Source organism: Runella sp. MFBS21 (assembly GCF_029433105.1).
Lineage (GTDB): Bacteria > Bacteroidota > Bacteroidia > Cytophagales > Spirosomataceae > Runella.
The window spans coordinates 117,072-132,886 of record NZ_JARNTW010000018.1; the positions used below are offsets into that span (position 1 = coordinate 117,072).

General features: G+C 42.4%; 11 protein-coding genes and 1 pseudogene. 10 read left to right on the forward strand and 2 right to left on the reverse strand.

Going from position 1 to position 15,815, the window contains the following annotated elements; genetic code table 11:
- Positions 1 to 146 precede the first annotated feature (146 nt).
- The 5 genes from P1X15_RS25160 (at position 147) to P1X15_RS25180 (ending at position 5,775) form a co-directional block, all read left to right on the forward strand.
- Complete coding sequence (locus P1X15_RS25160) at positions 147 to 2,531, forward strand: carboxypeptidase regulatory-like domain-containing protein (protein ID WP_277340898.1); 2,385 nt, start codon at positions 147 to 149, stop codon at positions 2,529 to 2,531.
- A 16-nt stretch (positions 2,532 to 2,547) separates the two neighbouring features.
- The gene (locus P1X15_RS25165) at positions 2,548 to 2,745 is read left to right on the forward strand and encodes a hypothetical protein (protein WP_277340899.1); all 198 of its coding nucleotides are present in this window, start codon (positions 2,548 to 2,550) and stop codon (positions 2,743 to 2,745) included.
- A gap of 340 nt (positions 2,746 to 3,085) precedes the next feature.
- Positions 3,086 to 3,976, forward strand: coding sequence for an SDR family oxidoreductase (locus tag P1X15_RS25170; protein ID WP_277340900.1), 891 nt, complete (start codon positions 3,086 to 3,088; stop codon positions 3,974 to 3,976).
- Between the two features lie 15 nt (positions 3,977 to 3,991).
- Positions 3,992 to 5,011 (forward strand): sensor histidine kinase, encoded by a 1,020-nt coding sequence (locus tag P1X15_RS25175; RefSeq protein WP_277340901.1) that lies wholly within the window; start codon positions 3,992 to 3,994, stop codon positions 5,009 to 5,011.
- Positions 5,008 to 5,775, forward strand: a complete 768-nt coding sequence (locus P1X15_RS25180; protein ID WP_277340902.1) for a LytTR family DNA-binding domain-containing protein — start codon at positions 5,008 to 5,010, stop codon at positions 5,773 to 5,775. The genes P1X15_RS25175 and P1X15_RS25180 overlap by 4 nt, the downstream gene beginning before the upstream one ends.
- A gap of 79 nt (positions 5,776 to 5,854) precedes the next feature.
- Here the strand turns inward: P1X15_RS25180 and P1X15_RS25185 are convergent, their stop codons facing one another.
- The gene (locus P1X15_RS25185; protein ID WP_277340903.1) at positions 5,855 to 6,499 is read right to left on the reverse strand and encodes a YdcF family protein; all 645 of its coding nucleotides are present in this window, start codon (positions 6,497 to 6,499) and stop codon (positions 5,855 to 5,857) included.
- A 112-nt stretch (positions 6,500 to 6,611) separates the two neighbouring features.
- On the opposite strand from P1X15_RS25185, the gene P1X15_RS25190 reads away from it, so the two are divergent.
- From P1X15_RS25190 to P1X15_RS25210, 5 genes are all read left to right on the forward strand, one after another.
- Positions 6,612 to 7,499, forward strand: a complete 888-nt coding sequence (locus tag P1X15_RS25190; RefSeq protein ID WP_277340904.1) for a DUF6454 family protein — start codon at positions 6,612 to 6,614, stop codon at positions 7,497 to 7,499.
- 105 nt (positions 7,500 to 7,604) lie between these two features.
- On the forward strand, positions 7,605 to 8,339 hold the full coding sequence (locus P1X15_RS25195; protein ID WP_277340911.1) for a DUF1080 domain-containing protein: 735 nt from the start codon (positions 7,605 to 7,607) through the stop codon (positions 8,337 to 8,339).
- A 266-nt stretch (positions 8,340 to 8,605) separates the two neighbouring features.
- Positions 8,606 to 11,455, forward strand: a complete 2,850-nt coding sequence (locus tag P1X15_RS25200; protein WP_277340905.1) for a PVC-type heme-binding CxxCH protein — start codon at positions 8,606 to 8,608, stop codon at positions 11,453 to 11,455.
- Positions 11,456 to 11,518: 63 nt separating this feature from the next.
- On the forward strand, positions 11,519 to 12,715 hold the full coding sequence (locus P1X15_RS25205) for a VCBS repeat-containing protein (protein WP_277340912.1): 1,197 nt from the start codon (positions 11,519 to 11,521) through the stop codon (positions 12,713 to 12,715).
- A 407-nt stretch (positions 12,716 to 13,122) separates the two neighbouring features.
- Positions 13,123 to 15,444, forward strand: a complete 2,322-nt coding sequence (locus P1X15_RS25210; RefSeq protein ID WP_277340906.1) for a gliding motility-associated C-terminal domain-containing protein — start codon at positions 13,123 to 13,125, stop codon at positions 15,442 to 15,444.
- A gap of 143 nt (positions 15,445 to 15,587) precedes the next feature.
- Here P1X15_RS25210 and P1X15_RS25215 read toward each other — a convergent pair.
- A pseudogene (locus P1X15_RS25215) lies at positions 15,588 to 15,815 on the reverse strand (IS110 family transposase); the annotation flags it as partial.

Consider the following 15,815-nt stretch of genomic DNA (forward strand, 5'->3'; position numbering starts at 1 on the left):
AGTAGCACTCGTCTATTAGGTAGCCTGACAGTTCACCCCACTTCTATTGATGTTTCAACCTTGGTTCTTTACGTTTCGCCCTTTTTCAGATTTTTGAGAAGGCGTGTTTGTAGCAGCTTTGTAGCGAAAACAAACACAAACACGTCATGAAAACACCCATTTACCGTTCTCTTTTCTATCTATTAGCAGTCTTTTTTACATCCAATGTAGCTTGGCCACAAGCTCCCACGCAAACTGTCAGAGGCAAAATCACGGATGCCGCCTCCAAATCGCCCGTCGCGGGGGCAACGGTGGTGGTGGTAGGAAGCTCCCCTCTCATCGGAACCACTACCGCCGCCGACGGGCTATTTCATCTACCCAAAGTCAACATTGGGCGTATTGCCCTCAAAATCACCTATGTAGGCTACGAAGACATTTTTGCCAAAGACATTATTGTCAACGCTGGTAAAGAAGTGATTTTAGACTTCTCAATGACCGAAAGCTTCACTCACTTGAATGAAGTGACGGTTTCTTACAAACGTACCGACGACAACAAGGTCACCAACAACGAAATGGCGACCGTGAGCGCACGGCCTTTTAGTCCCGCCGAAACCCTCAAATACGCCGGTAGCTTAGGCGACCCTTCGCGGATGGCAGCCAATTTTGCGGGAGTAAGTGGCGCCAACGACGCCCGCAACGACATAGTCGTACGGGGCAACTCCCCCGCTTCGCTCCTATGGCGTTTGGAGGGAGTAAATATTCCCAATCCCAATCATTTTGGCTCTTTGGGAACTTCGGGCGGGCCAGTATCCATGATTAATGCCAATCTTCTGGCTAAATCAGACTTCTTGACAGGCGCTTTTCCAGCCGAATATGCCAACGCCCTAGGTTCGGTCTTTGATTTGCGCCTTCGCAAAGGCAATGACGAAAAACATGAGTTTTTGACCCAAATAGGTTTCAACGGCGTAGAAATAGGAGCCGAAGGGCCATTTAGCAAAAAATCAAAGGCATCTTATTTAGCCAATTATCGTTATTCTTTGTTTGGATTGATGTCAAAAATCGGCTTTACGATTGCCGGAACACCTTACTATCAAGACTTTACGTTCAAGACCGACATTCCTGTAGGTAAAAAAGGGCACTTGAGTTTTTGGACTATTGGTGGAAAAAGCAATGTTACTTTTTTGGGTAAAGATGTAGATACCGAAAAAGGGGATGCTTATGGCGACGAAAACAACAATACGCGTGTCAATTTTGAATCGGGCGTGGCTGCGCTTTCTTACGAGCATCGTTTTACAAACAAAACCTACGGCAAAATCACACTTTCGGGCTCGCGTACTTACCAAAATTTTGAGGGAGATACGGTGATTTATAAAAACGAAAGCAAAGAAATTTTACAGGAAATCCCGAATGAAAACGCGCAATTTACCAACGAAAAACTTTCTTTAAACGCCAACATCAACCATAAAATCAATGCTAGAAACAAACTATCGGTAGGGTTGATTGTTGATTTCAACCGATTTAATCTCAAAAATCGGGAATTGTATCCAGAGGATATTTTTCAGCGCAACGTAGCTGGTGAGACCATGCTTACCCAAGCTTATGCACAGTGGAAGCATCGTTTTACCCAAAATCTTACGCTCAATGCAGGAGCGACGGTATTGCATTATGAACTCAACAATGCCACTGCTCTCGAACCTCGTCTAGGGCTATCTCAATCTCTGCCGGACGGCAGTAGCATACAAATAGCTTATGGACTTCACAGCAATCTCCAACCTCTTTTGCTTTATTTTTATCAAACCCAAAACCAAGACGGCACTTATAGCCTCACCAACAAAGACTTAGACTTTACACGTAGTCATCATTTTGTGCTAGGCTACGAGCGGAATCTCTCCGAAAATCTACGATTAAAAGTCGAAACCTACTATCAATCGCTGTTTGATGTGCCCGTGGAGCGTTACCCAAGTTTTTATTCTGTTTTGATTGAAGGGGCCGATTTCAATCCTATCAACAAAGGCAATTTAGTCAACAAAGGAACAGGACGTAATTATGGTCTAGAAATTACTCTCGAAAAGTATTTTTCTAACAGCTACTATTTCTTACTGACTACTTCGCTCTTCAACTCCAAATATAAAGGTAGCGACAACATAGAACGTAATACTCCCTTCAATGGTCACTATGTAGTGAATGCGTTGGCGGGAAAGGAGATTCGTTTGGGGAAAGCCAATATCCTCACCATCAACTGGAAACTCACGGCAGCGGGTGGGCGATACATCCGTCCTATCAACTTGAGTGCCTCGGCCGATGCTCGAAATACGATTTATGACGATACTCGCGCTTTTCTCCAACAGCAAGACGGCTACTTCCGCACCGACCTCAAGATTGGCTACAAACTCAACCGCCGCCACGCTACCCACGAAATTGCGATTGATTTACAGAACTTTACCAATCACCAAAATATCTTTCAACAAGCCTACAACCCACGCGTCAATCGCATCGGAACGGCTTATCAACAAGGCTTTTTGCCCATTCCTTTCTATCGTTTGACTTTTTAAAGCTACCTTTTAAACCTTGCCAGCTTTTACAAATTTAACCCTTTCAAAAAGCTGGCAAGATTCATCAAATGGAGAGCTTAAACCTTGCCAGCTTTCACAAATGACCCTTTCAAAAAGCTGGCAAGGTTCATCAAATCAAAGTTTAAACCTTGCCAGCTTTCACCAATTTGACCTTTTCAAAAAGCTGGCAAGGTTCACCAAATCGAAGGCTTAAACCTTGCCAGCTTTCACCAATTGACCTTTTCAAAAAGCGGGCAAGGTTCATCAAATCAAAGGCTTAAACCTTGCCAGCTTTCACCAATTGACCTTTTCAAAAAGCTGGCAAGGTTCATCAAATCAAAGTTTAAACCTTGCCAGCTTTCACAAATTTGACCTTTTCAAAAAGCTGGCAAGGTTCACCAAATCGAAGGCTTAAACCTTGCCAGCTTTCACCAATTGACCTTTTCAAAAAGCTGGCAAAGTTCATCAAATCAAAGTTTAAACCTTGCCAGCTTTCACAAATTTGACCTTTTCAAAAAGCTGGCAAGGTTCATCAATAATCAACCAATTTTACCATGAATATCAAACCTATCATTGCGGTCGTGGGCGCTACAGGTCGCTTGGCTCAACCCGTCGTTAGAGAACTTATTTTACAAGGCTTTCAGGTGAGAGCCATCGTCAGGGACATTGCCAAAGCCCAAAAAACGCTTCCTTCTGCCGCAACATTTGTGCAAGGCAATGTAACCGACAAAAACAGCCTTATAGCATCTTTCAAAGGGGTAGATTATGTGTATATCAACTTGAGTTCGGACGAAGTAAGTCCAGGGCAGAGTTTTTATAACGAACGAGAAGGCATCAAAAACATCGTGGAAGCTTGTGAGCACAACAACATAAAGCAAATCCTGAAAATCAGCGCTTTGGGAGCTTACCCACACACCCAAGAACCCAGCGACACCTTACAAAACCAACTTCGTCGGCAAGGGCATCAGTACATAGAGCAATCCCAAATTCCGTTTACGATTTTTCACCCTAGTTGGTTTTTGGATAGTATTTTTTGGGGAATCAACAAAAATACTTTGCAGTGGATTGGCAAACCAGTAAAATTCTATTGGACCAACTCCACCGACTATGCTCGCCAAGTGGTAAGAGCTGTAGGCAATCCCCAAAGCTTTTATAAACATTATGCCGTGCAAGGCAACGAAAAAATGGACTACCTCCAAATCGTCAATCGCCTCAAAGCAGACTTCAATCCGCAGCTCAAAACGATGATATTACCCGTAGTATTGGTAAGATTTATTGGTTTTTTCAGCCCGAAAATGAAACATTTGGCCGAACTTTTTGGGTTTTATGAAAAATCAAAAGAAGTCTTGTATGCCCATACTACTTGGGACGATTTGAGGCATCCTAAAACCTCTTTAGAAGAATTTGCGCTTCAATTCAAAGGCGCAAATATTTCGTATCTTTGAGTTTAAACTGAATGCATGGAAACTGTCGTAATAAATGACCGCAAAGCTCGATTGATTGGCATACCCTTGTTAGCGATTCTTATTCCTTTGATAGTTCACAACGAGGCGTTTAGTGCTTTCGACTTTAAAGAAATGGCCCATTGGATAAGCACCTGCCTTCTCAACACTTTTTTGGTGTGGGAAGGCAATCGCTACATTTTTAGCCGTTCACGGCAGTTTTTTCCGAACTACAATCAAACTACCAAAAGGCTTATTTATCAGACTTTGATAAGCTTGAGTTACACGCTGCTCACTACCATTTTTGTTGATTATTTTTTTTGTGACTATTTGCTCAACTACCACGACCATCCGCCCCTTTTGCTAGGCTTCCGTATCAGTCTGATTCCTACACTTGTAGTGACTCTGATTTATGAAAGTGTGTATTTTTTTCAATCTTGGAAACACAATATCCAACAGACCGAAGCCCTCGCCCGTGAAAATGTTCAGTCGCAACTCGAAGCCCTCAAAAACCAGCTCGACCCGCATTTTTTGTTTAACAGCCTCAACACCTTGGCTTCTTTTATTGGCGACGACAATACTCCCGCCCAAAAATACTTAGAACAACTTTCGGACGTGTATCGCTATGTGTTGGTAAGTCGCGACAAAACTACCGTATCGCTCGAAGAGGAAATGGCATTTGTGGAGTCCTATATTTATCTTAACAAAGCGCGATTTCGGGAAAACTTACAAGTAGAAACGCACATCGACGTCACCGCTTATCAACAACAAATCGCCCCTCTAAGCTTGCAAATGCTGGTCGAAAATGCCCTTAAGCACAATATAGTATCAAAAGAAAAGCCTTTAAAAATCAGCATATTCCAAGAAAACAACTATCTAAACATTGCCAACAATCTTCAAGAAAAAAGAACTTTTGAAAAATCGACTAAAGTAGGTCTTCAAAACATCATCAACCGCTATCGATTGCTCACTGATCAGCAAGTTGAGATCATTAAAAACGACTGGAATTTTACCGTACGAATACCCCTGTTGCCATGAAGGCTCTCCTCATCGAAGACGAATACCCTGCCGCCGAACGCCTCACCAAACTCATCCAAAAAATAGATGCTACTATCCACATTGTGGGGGTAATTCAGAGTATTGAGGCTGCCAAAATCTGGTTTGCCACTCACCCCGCTCCAGACCTTATCTTTTCTGACATCCAGCTTTCAGATGGGCTATGTTTTAGCATTTTTGAGGAAATATCTGTCAAAAGCCCCATTATCTTCACTACTTCCTATGACGAATACGCCATCAAAGCCTTTAAGGTCAAAAGCATTGATTATTTGTTGAAACCCATCAAACAAACCGAGCTTGCCGCCGCTATTGATAAATACCGCGAATGGAGCGGCAACCCTGCTCCCGATGATTATCAGATGCGAATGATGTCGTTGCTAGATAGTTTTCCTCGTCAGGAAAAGAAATTTAAAACGCGTTTTTTGGTCAAACAAAATGATCAATTGCTGCCCATTCATCAGCAAGAAATTGCCTATTTTTTTACGACCAACGAAATGGTATGTTTGGTTCGCAACGATAGCCGCACCTTTTGGATTGATTATACCCTCGAAGAATTGGAAAAACTGCTTGATACCCAACATTTTTTTAGGCTCAACCGTCAGTTTATTGCAGCACTTCCTTCTATCAAAAAAATTCATACTTATTTTAATGGAAAACTCAAATTAGAACTTTTGCCCGCCACCACCCAAGAGGTCATCATTAGTCGCGACAAAGCCCCCGCTTTCAAAGATTGGATAGAAGGGTAAACCAAACTTGGAAAGTCTAAACTACACCCTATAAGAATAAGAGTCATAAACCAGACTTTCCAAGTTTAGAAAGTCTAAGCTATACCAGATGAGAATCATAGCCCAAAGCCACTAATTCTTCGTAAGCTACCCAAACCTGAGCGGGTATTTCTTGATACACTTGAAAACCTTTTTCGGGGTAAATTTTGATACGTTGCAAATCCCCTACCATGATGTGTATTACTTCTTCCAACGAAATTTCGGTAGTAGGATAATCTTCAAAATTGATTTGTGGAGAAGTAACCATCAGCTGCTTATCGGCCCAATGTTTTTTGAAAGTCGCAAAACTTCGCCGTTCCATATAGGGTTTTTGAACTACAATAAACGACTCTGGAGAAAGGCCTTTGGATGATAAGAGTTGTTGGGTAAACAAAATATTCTCGCCTGTATTGGTTGATTGGCTTTCGATTAAAATAGCCTCTTTCGGAACCCCCATCTTCACCGCAATCGAAGCAAATTTATCAGCTTCAGGCTCCGACCAAATCTCTTGAGTAAGCCGCCCTAGTCCTCCCGAAAATATCAACAAGGGTGCCCATCCTTCTAAGTACAGCTCCGCCGCTCTTTCGGCTACCCTCAAATCGTGGCTACCCAATACCAAAATACAATCCGACTTTTGAAGTAAATGATTTACATGATGATAGTCCCAGAGGGTCTGAGCCAATGAAAAAATGTGCGTAGATACCATACCGCCAAAATCTTGATTAGTATTTGTTTGAAAAAGCCAAAATTAACAAAAGATTTAAGGCTAAAATTGCTTTTTATTTTAGTCGTAGCGGTGGTTAAAAATAGCCCAAACAATGAAATCCTTTTTTATTTTTTTCTTCTTTTCTATTCAATTAATAGCGCAAGAAGCACTGGTTGACAAAATCAAGCAACTCCGTCCCGATACTCCTTGGGAGCTAGTACGCTCCACTCTCCTGTCCTTCCCTACATTTCATCCCCAAGGTATGGTCAAAATCGGAGATGTTTTCTACATGAGTTCGGTCGAAGTGACTCGCAAACGCCAAAACAACGACGGCGGCGAAGGCAAAGGACACCTTTTTAAGTTTGACGCCAATGGCAAACTCCTCGCCCAAATCACCCTTGGCGAAGGCACCATTTATCATCCAGGAGGAATTGATTTTGATGGAAAATTTATCTGGGTTCCGGTAGCCGAGTACCGCCCCAAAAGCCAAGCTATCATTTATAAAGTAAACCCACAGAGCTTAAAAGTAGAAGAAGTAATGCGGTTTGGCGACCATATCGGAGGTATCGTACATGACACCCAAGCCCATGCCTTAACGGGGATAAGCTGGGGCTCGCGTACCTTTTATACCTGGCCGCTTGATTCCAAACAAAACCCTGAGATGAAGTCGCTTGTCTCTCAAAAAGGTGTCCCCAATCCCTCATTTTATGTGGATTACCAAGATTGTCATTATGTAGGGCAGCATCAAATGCTCTGCGGAGGATTGCGCAAATACCGTACCTCTTCCGACTCTCCCGTATATGCGATGGGGGGGCTAGAATTGGTGAATCTCATCGACAAACGTCCCGTATTTCAAATCCCTCTTCCACTGTGGTCACCCACGGGCGCACCCATGACCAACAACCCCTTTTGGGTAGAAACAGCCACTAATGGCATTCGGGCTTATTTTGTTCCCGACGACGACGACGCTTCTACGTTATTTGTCTATGAGGCTCGTTGAGAGTAGAATTTAAGGTTTCATTCTTTCATACATAATCGTCCTTCTATCCAAAATATTCTTTTTATGATTCAAAAAAACACCTCCAAATCTATCATTTTGGTTTTTATGGCTACTATCATAGGTGGCACTCTTCACGCCCAAGTAGGGGTAGGAGTAAAAGCCCCTAAAAGTGCCGAAGTTTATTTTGATGGGTCACGCAAAATGCTCGACGAAAAATGGACGTACTGGAAGGGTCCTCGTTTAGCCGCTACTTTGCCCATCAAATGGTTTATTGTCAATGACCCTGTTGACAAAGGTACGGTTCTCAATACCAACGACCCTGCTGCTGCGGGAGGCAAATACGGAGCTGCCGACATTGTGACTAAAGACCAATTCCGAGATTTTAGATTACATATAGAATTTCTGATTCAGAAAAAAGGGGGCAATAGTGGGGTATATCTCCAAAATCGTTACGAAATTCAAGTATTAGATGGCGATACTACTTCGCATGGCATGGCGGCAGTTATCAACGAAACCCCATCTCCTTACTTTGCCTACAATGGTATTGGCAAATGGAACGCCTACGATATTGTATTTAGAGCCGCGAGATTCAAAGAGGGCAAACTGGTCGAAAAAGCCATGCTTACCATGTATTTCAATGGTAAAAAAGTACATAAAAACCAGCATATCAACCAAGTATGGGGTGGACCTAATTCGGGTATTGATGGAGGTAACGACGGCGGCAAAGGCATCACAGACGTACCTGGCGGCCTCAAACTTCAAGCCGAAGGTCATGATGTACTCTATCGCAATATTTGGATTCAGAAAATGAACATTCCAAAATCTAATACTGATTTTTAAGATTTTACTCTCCGGCATTACTCTTTCATATTTAGCATACAAAAAAGCCCAATGGCAATAGCTATTGGGCTTTCTGAATCAAGTAAGTAGTATGAAAACTGAATAATGTTTGTAAAAAATCATAGAAGGAATACGAATCAACAGCACATTGACTATCAGTACATAAACAAAACATCTTTTTTTTTCTACTCGTTCAAAACGCCATACAAATTGATTTTCTCCAAATAATTATATCTGTTCTTTAAACCAAACCTTTCTCTTTTATTATGCATCTAAATCGTCTGCTTGTACCTTTGCTTGCGGTTTGTTGTTTTGCCTCTCAATGGGTTTTGGGGCAAAATGACAACGCCCCCATCGACCGTGAGTTTTCTCTTGAAGCTTCTATGGTCGGGTATTTTGGTCCCGACGGCACGCGCAATCCTACCCTGCGCGTCAAGAAAGGTGAGAACGTTCGAATTTCCATTACTAATGTCGAACTCATGACGCATGATATTGCCCTTGAGAAAAAAGGCGTCAAAAGTAAGACCATCATGGAAAAAGGAGCGCATACTAGTATCACTTTCATTGCTGAAAACAGCGACGTCTATTATTGCTCTGTACCCGGCCACCGCGCAGCGGGCATGGTAGGCAACATTGAAGTAGTGATGGGGGAAATCACCACCAAAGTCGTACCAGGGCAACTTCCCCAAAAAGACGGTCAACCTCTCAATTTGAATTTTGAAGCTGGCACTCTAAAAGATTGGACTGCTACGGGTAGTGCTTTCGCCAATGCTTTGATTTCGCAGACTCCCTCTCCGATGCATGAGAAAGAAATGAAAATTGGTTTTGAAGGTAACTATTTTGTGAGCAGCGGCGGCACCCTCAATGCCAAGGCCACCGGTACTCTTACTTCCGTTCCTTTCAAAATCACCCAGCCTTTTGCCGCTTTTCGGGTTTCGGGAGGAGCATTGCAAGATACCCGAGTGGAGCTTTTAGATGCTGCTACCCACAAAATCATTTTTAGCATCACAGGACAAGGACGCTCCAATTTACAACCTGTAGTAGTGGATTTGCAAGGACATCTCAACAAGGATATTTACATCAAAATCATTGACGATGAAACGGGTATTTCACAAATTCCCTATATCGCTCATGACAAATGGGCGCATATCAACTTTGACGATTTTCAGTTTTATCCTAGCCGCCCTGAGTTTCCGAATGAGCTCAAGCAAAAAGATATTATCATTCTTCCTCCGCTCGATCCTGTCCTGAATGCGGGTCTTTCGGGGATAGAAGCGGCCAAAGCGATGACTCCTCCCAAAGGCTTTAAAATCACCCTCGCTGCTGCCGAGCCTAATATAGTGCGCCCTATTTGTTTTACGATTGATGCCCGTGGGCGGCTTTGGGTAGTAGAAGCTCATACCTATCCTGTACCTGCACCCGAAGGACAAGGCCGCGACCGTATTTTGATTTTTGAAGATACCAATGGCGACGGTACCCTTGATAGTCGAAAAGTGTTTATGGAAGGGCTGAATCTAGTAAGTGGCATGGAAGTAGGCATGGGCGGCGTATGGCTTGGAGCGGCACCTTATCTTTTATACGTACCGATAGATGCCAAAAATGACAAGCCTGCAGGCCCACCTCAAAAACTCCTCGACGGCTGGGGAATGCAAGATACCCACGAGACGCTAAATAGCCTCCGCTGGGGTCCCGATGGTTGGCTTTATGGCACGCATGGGGTTTTTACGCACTCCAATGTAGGCAAGCCTGGCACTCCTGATTCTGAACGCACCAAAATCAACGCGGGTGTGTGGCGCTACCATCCTACGACTCATCAATTTGAGGTTTTTGCAGAAGGTACTAGCAATCCTTGGGGGATTGATTTCAACGATTATGGACATCCCTTTATCACTGCCTGTGTGATTCCACACATGTACCATATCATCCAAAATGCTCGCTATCAGCGACAAGCAGGCAAGCACTTCAATCCTTATACTTATGACGACATCAAAACTGCCGCCGATCACGTGCATTGGGTGGGCGAACGCGGCCCTCATGCGGGCAATTTTCGCTCAGCGTCCAAAGGCGGCGGGCACGCACACGCAGGCGCAATGGTCTATCTAGGAGGGTCTTGGCCGCAGGAATATCGCAACGAAATCTTTATGAACAATATCAACGGCGCGCGCTTTAACCGCGACCACCCTGAGCGCAAAGGCTCAGGATATGTGGTACGCCACCGCGACGATTTTATGGCCATGAACGATTCGTGGTCGCAGTGGCTCAATTTCAAATACGACCCAAGCGGTTCGGTATTTGCCATTGATTGGTATGACAAAAACCAATGCCACAGCTCCAATCCCGACGTACACGACAAAACAATGGGGCGTATTTTCAAAATTACCCACGAAAATGACAAATGGGTGAAAGTAGATTTGACCAAAGCTTCGGATGTAGAATTAGTAAATTATCAACTTCACAAAAACGAATGGTATGTAAGACAAGCGCGAACTATTCTGCAAGAACGTGGTCCCAACCCGAAAGTACACACTGCTCTTAAAGAAATACTTGCTAAAAACCCTGATGCTACCCGCAAACTCCGTGCGCTGTGGGCTTTGCACGTCACAAAAGGGCTTACAGAAAAAGAATTGGCAGCTTTATTGTCAAACAATAACGAGTATGTCAGAAGCTGGGCCGTACAGTTATTGGTAGAAAATAAGGCGATTTTACCAGAAACGTTGCGTAAATTAGAAGACTTAGCTAAAAAAGACCCCTCCGCCTTGGTACGCCTCTACCTTGCTTCTGGCATACAGCGCTTGCCACTTGCGCAGCGTTGGAATATAGTAGAAGCGCTGTCAAAAAAGGAGGAAGACATTGCTGACCATAATCTACCTTTGATGATATGGTATGCTACCGAGCCTCTGGCCACGGTGGATGCAAAAAGAATGCTCCAATGGGCCGAAAAGTCAGTTATGCCCAATCACCTGTCTTACACCATTCAGCGTATAGCTGCCCTCGGTACCAATGAGGCAAAAAACCTCTTGAAAGAACTAAGAAGTAGATTGGGACAGGGGAGTTCTCACGAACACCACGAGACTCAAATGCTAATTGATAAAGTATTGGGGAATACGGCTGAATAAGTAGAACCAAAAGCAGAAAATACACAAAAGATGACGCATCAAACTAGTATCTTGTTGGGGCTTATGGCCATCTGGGGAGTAGGCATTTCACACGCTCAATCGTTTTCTTCCGATTTTAAGAAAACAAAAATCACGGGCGATTTTATATCCGAAGGAGTAGCCGTAGCCGACCTTAACAAAGACGGCAAACTCGACATCATTGCAGGGTATTATTGGTTTGAAGCACCCTCGTGGACTAAGCATCAAATGGCTCCTGCTGAGTCAACTCCCTCAGACAAAAACCAAGAAACCGTTGGTTTTGGCATGTTTTCGCGGGTTTTCAATCCCCGCAAAGAATATTCTAACTCCTTCCTCAATCTTGGCATGGATGTAAACCTAGATGGCTGGGACGATGTGGTGATTATTGACTTTCCGGGCAAACCCGCTTTTTGGTTTGAAAACCCACGCAATAAACCTGGCATTTGGAAAAAACATATCATTGCAGATTCAGTAGGAGTGGCTAATGAATCCCCTGGTTTTGTGGACATAGACAATGATGGTCGATTGGATATTTTATGTGGTGACAGGGCAAAAAAACAAATTGTGTGGCTCAAAGCCCCCACCAAACGCGGGCAAACAGAATGGCAACGCTTTCCATTAAGTGCCGAAAACGTACCGGGTACCGAAAGCTTTTCGCACGGAATTGGCTACGGCGATCTCAACAAAGACGGTATTAAAGATGTGGTGGTACGCGAAGGGTGGTTTGAAGGAACCAAAGACATTAAATCAGGGAGTTGGGTATTTCATCCAGCCAATCTTGGTGAGCCTTGCTCTCATATGCACATAATAGACGTAGATGGCGATGGCAAAAACGATGTAATAAGTGCTTCGGCCCACGCCTTGGGAATTTGGTGGCACCAACAAATCACCGACGCCAATGGAAAACTCAATTTCCAAACCCAGCTCATAAGCACTACTACCGCCCAAACTCACTCTTCTATAATGGCCGACATCAATGGCGATGGCAAAAAAGAGTATATCACCGGAAAACGCTTTTTGGCTCACCATGGTCGCGACCCTGGCGATGCCGACGCAGCCTATCTGTTGTGGTTTGAGTTTACGCCCGGCCAAAAACCCTACTGGAAAGAGCATGTCATCGACAACGACTCTGGGGCGGGACTTAATATCGTTGTACAAGACATGAACAAAGACGGTAAGCCCGACATTGTCATTGCCAATAAAAACGGGGTATTTTTGTTTGAAAATCAATTGAAAAAATAGGACAACTCATTACATTATCTCTATACTTAAGTCGTTTGTTTAACTACCAACCTTGCGCTTCTCTGAGGCAGGGCTTCTTTTTTAGAAGTATCTTCAGAGAAGCCATACCTTTTATAGCATATAGCTTCGACTTACCTACAATCATCTGGGTGCCAAAGGTACGTATATCTACTATTCCCTACTGTACTCTCCATTGCCGCACCTACATTACTACTATTTCACCTGAGCTAATAAGTCACTCCAAGCTCAGAACCTGAACAAAAACTTGCTTTTGACAATTTTTAACCCTCTTAGATAAGTTTTTGAGGGATGATTATGGATAATTCGCTAAATTTTGACACAACTTCAGGAAGATAATGTAAAAAGTAAGGATGTTAAGGGAAATAATAAACACAAACAAAAATATTATGATTTCACGTCATTTAATTTTGATTTGGCTATTATTAGTAATGCATACTGGTTACCCCCAATCTTTAAAAAGATCCAATATTTGGTATTTTGGAAGAAATGCAGGACTAGATTTCAATACATCCCCTCCCACACCTATCAGCAACAACACTCTTAATACTTGGGAAGGATGTGCCACTATATGCGATGAAGAAGGCCGCTTATTGATGTATACGGATGGTTCTACAATATGGAACAAAAATCATCAGCGAATACCTAACGCCACCAATCTAGGTGGAAATAGCTCCTCTAGTCAATCAGGTATTATTGTTCCGAAACCCTCTTCAAATAGTTCATACTATGTTATATCAGTCGACTATGAAGGTGCAAGCGGCGGAGTTCAATACTGCGAAATAGACATGAATGCAAACGCTGGTCTAGGAGGAATTGTCAGAAAGAATATAAGATTATTACCACGTGCTGTAGAAAAACTCACAACAGTCCCTCATTGTAATGGCCGACATTATTGGATCATAGCTCACGAGACTGGCAATAATAAATTCAACGCATGGTTATTAACCGAAAATGGAATTGATGCGACAAATCCAGTCATCTCATCAGTAGGACAAACCCACGGATACGCAAGCCGTAGCGCCATCGGTTATATGAAAAGCTCCCCAGAAGGTAATCGAATCGCATTAGCCATAAACGACCAAAACGCATATGAATTATTCGATTTTGATAAAAAAACAGGAAAGCTATCAAACCCCATTTACCTTCGCGACAATCGCTTTTATCGAGCCTATGGAATTGAGTTTTCTCCTAATGGAAAATTTTTGTATCTTTCTCAAGCTCAGACCCAAGCCTTTATTTATCAAATTGAGTTAGGTGCTAATAATGCTACTGACCTAATGAGTACTTTGACGGTTGTTGGACGCTCCATCAACAATGATTTTGGAGCACTTCAGATTGCTTCAGATGGTCGTATCTATATTGCTCAAGATGGTTCTTTATTTTTATCAACCCTCAATAATCCCAACCAAAAAGGGTTAGCATGTAATTTTCAAGAAAATTCTATTAGACTATCCAAAAACTCAAGTCTTGGGTTACCTAATCTCATTCCCAGTTTATTCTCTAAAACTATCAGTGTAAATATAAAACAAGCACAAAATGCGTGTGGTTATTATACCTTAGAAGCGCAGGCCAACACTACAGAGCCAGTAAGCTACAAATGGTACCAAAATGGAAAAATCATTTCTGGTCAGACTACCTCTACTTTTCTCAGTAAACAATCTGGTGAGTTTGTAGTCGAAGTAACACAAAATAAAGAATGTGATACTTTACGTGCCACAGCCTCTGCAACAGTGGCTATAACACACCTTCCGCTTTCTAAACCTACAATTATTTCCTCAAGCCCTAGTAACAATTGCCAACAGACTAATGTAACATTAGAAGTAATGTCCCAAAATTCTCTTCAATATGATTGGTACAGAAACAATGTCAAATTTGCTACCCAACTAACCCGTATTTCAGTTACACAAGAAGGTTTTTATCAAGTCAAAGCTTATAATTCTTGCGATAGCACCTTCTCAGATTCTCTCAAAATAGTCATCAACTCCATTCCTACTAATCCATTGGGACAAGATACTTCTCTATGTGAAGGACAACATTTACTCTTAAAACCCTTACAAAGTGGGTGGACGATTGTGTGGGATGATGGCTCTAATGCTGCCGAGCGCTCTATCACTCAAGCAGGCGTTTATAGTGCACAATTTGAAATCAATGGATGCAACATAAAAGACACTTTGATTGTAACAAGTAAGCCTTCTTTTCAATTCAATATAGGAAATGATTTTGAACTTTGTTTTGGAGAAAAAACTACTTTATTTACCCCTTCTAACGCACCTACCAATGTTTCATTTCAATGGTTTAATGCTAGCCAAAAAGATAGTATTAGGGTTGAACAAGCAGGTATAGTCTGGTTAGAGTCAGATTTAAACGGCTGTAAATACAGAGACTCACTCATTGTTCGATTAACAAATTGTTCCAATTTATCCACTTTTGTACCTGACGTATTTAGCCCAAATCAGGATGGGTTCAATGATATTTTTTACCCAATAATTAGTCAACCGGATTTAGTCAAAAACTATTATTTTACAGTTTTTTCTCGTTGGGGCAATGTGTTATATCATACCAGTAACCCCAAAGAAGGATGGAATGGTGAGTATCTTAATAGTCCCTGCTCAAGTGGATATTATGTATATACAGTACAGTTTCAATATCTAGATGGCACAACCTCTAAAACTCATCAACAAAGAGGTTCCTTTTTACTGTTACGATAAACCTCTCATTCCAAATAGGGTATTCTTTTCTAAGATAAGAACAACGTCTCCTCCTTTTAGGAGTATGTTTTGGATTGTACAAAACTAATATAAGGAGTCAGTCGTTAGCTTGTTGAATCTCACCCGCACGGGATTTCTATGATTCAAACAAGAGAGTATGAATAATTTTCGTCATATTTTTTACCCTGCTTGGCTAAAGAAAAAATAAGCCTAACTAACTTGTTCTTCATGGCATTGAAAACAATAAACTTGTTTTTGCCTTCTTTGAGTTTTCGTTCATAATAAGCCTTAAAATGAGCGTTATATCTCATGGCCGACATGACACAATTAGACAGAGTTGCTTTAATGCCCTTGTGGGCTTTTTTACTGAC

Excerpts from the sequence above, each read along its gene's own strand:
- P1X15_RS25160 (WP_277340898.1), top strand. The coding sequence starts at position 147 with ATGAAAACACCCATTTACCGTTCTCTTTTCTATCTATTAGCAGTCTTT.
- P1X15_RS25170 (WP_277340900.1), top strand. The coding sequence starts at position 3,086 with ATGAATATCAAACCTATCATTGCGGTCGTGGGCGCTACAGGTCGCTTG.
- P1X15_RS25175 (WP_277340901.1), top strand. The coding sequence starts at position 3,992 with ATGGAAACTGTCGTAATAAATGACCGCAAAGCTCGATTGATTGGCATA.
- P1X15_RS25180 (WP_277340902.1), top strand. The coding sequence starts at position 5,008 with ATGAAGGCTCTCCTCATCGAAGACGAATACCCTGCCGCCGAACGCCTC.
- P1X15_RS25185 (WP_277340903.1), bottom strand. The coding sequence starts at position 6,499 with ATGGTATCTACGCACATTTTTTCATTGGCTCAGACCCTCTGGGACTAT.
- P1X15_RS25190 (WP_277340904.1), top strand. The coding sequence starts at position 6,612 with ATGAAATCCTTTTTTATTTTTTTCTTCTTTTCTATTCAATTAATAGCG.
- P1X15_RS25195 (WP_277340911.1), top strand. The coding sequence starts at position 7,605 with ATGGCTACTATCATAGGTGGCACTCTTCACGCCCAAGTAGGGGTAGGA.
- P1X15_RS25200 (WP_277340905.1), top strand. The coding sequence starts at position 8,606 with ATGCATCTAAATCGTCTGCTTGTACCTTTGCTTGCGGTTTGTTGTTTT.
- P1X15_RS25205 (WP_277340912.1), top strand. The coding sequence starts at position 11,519 with ATGGCCATCTGGGGAGTAGGCATTTCACACGCTCAATCGTTTTCTTCC.
- P1X15_RS25210 (WP_277340906.1), top strand. The coding sequence starts at position 13,123 with ATGATTTCACGTCATTTAATTTTGATTTGGCTATTATTAGTAATGCAT.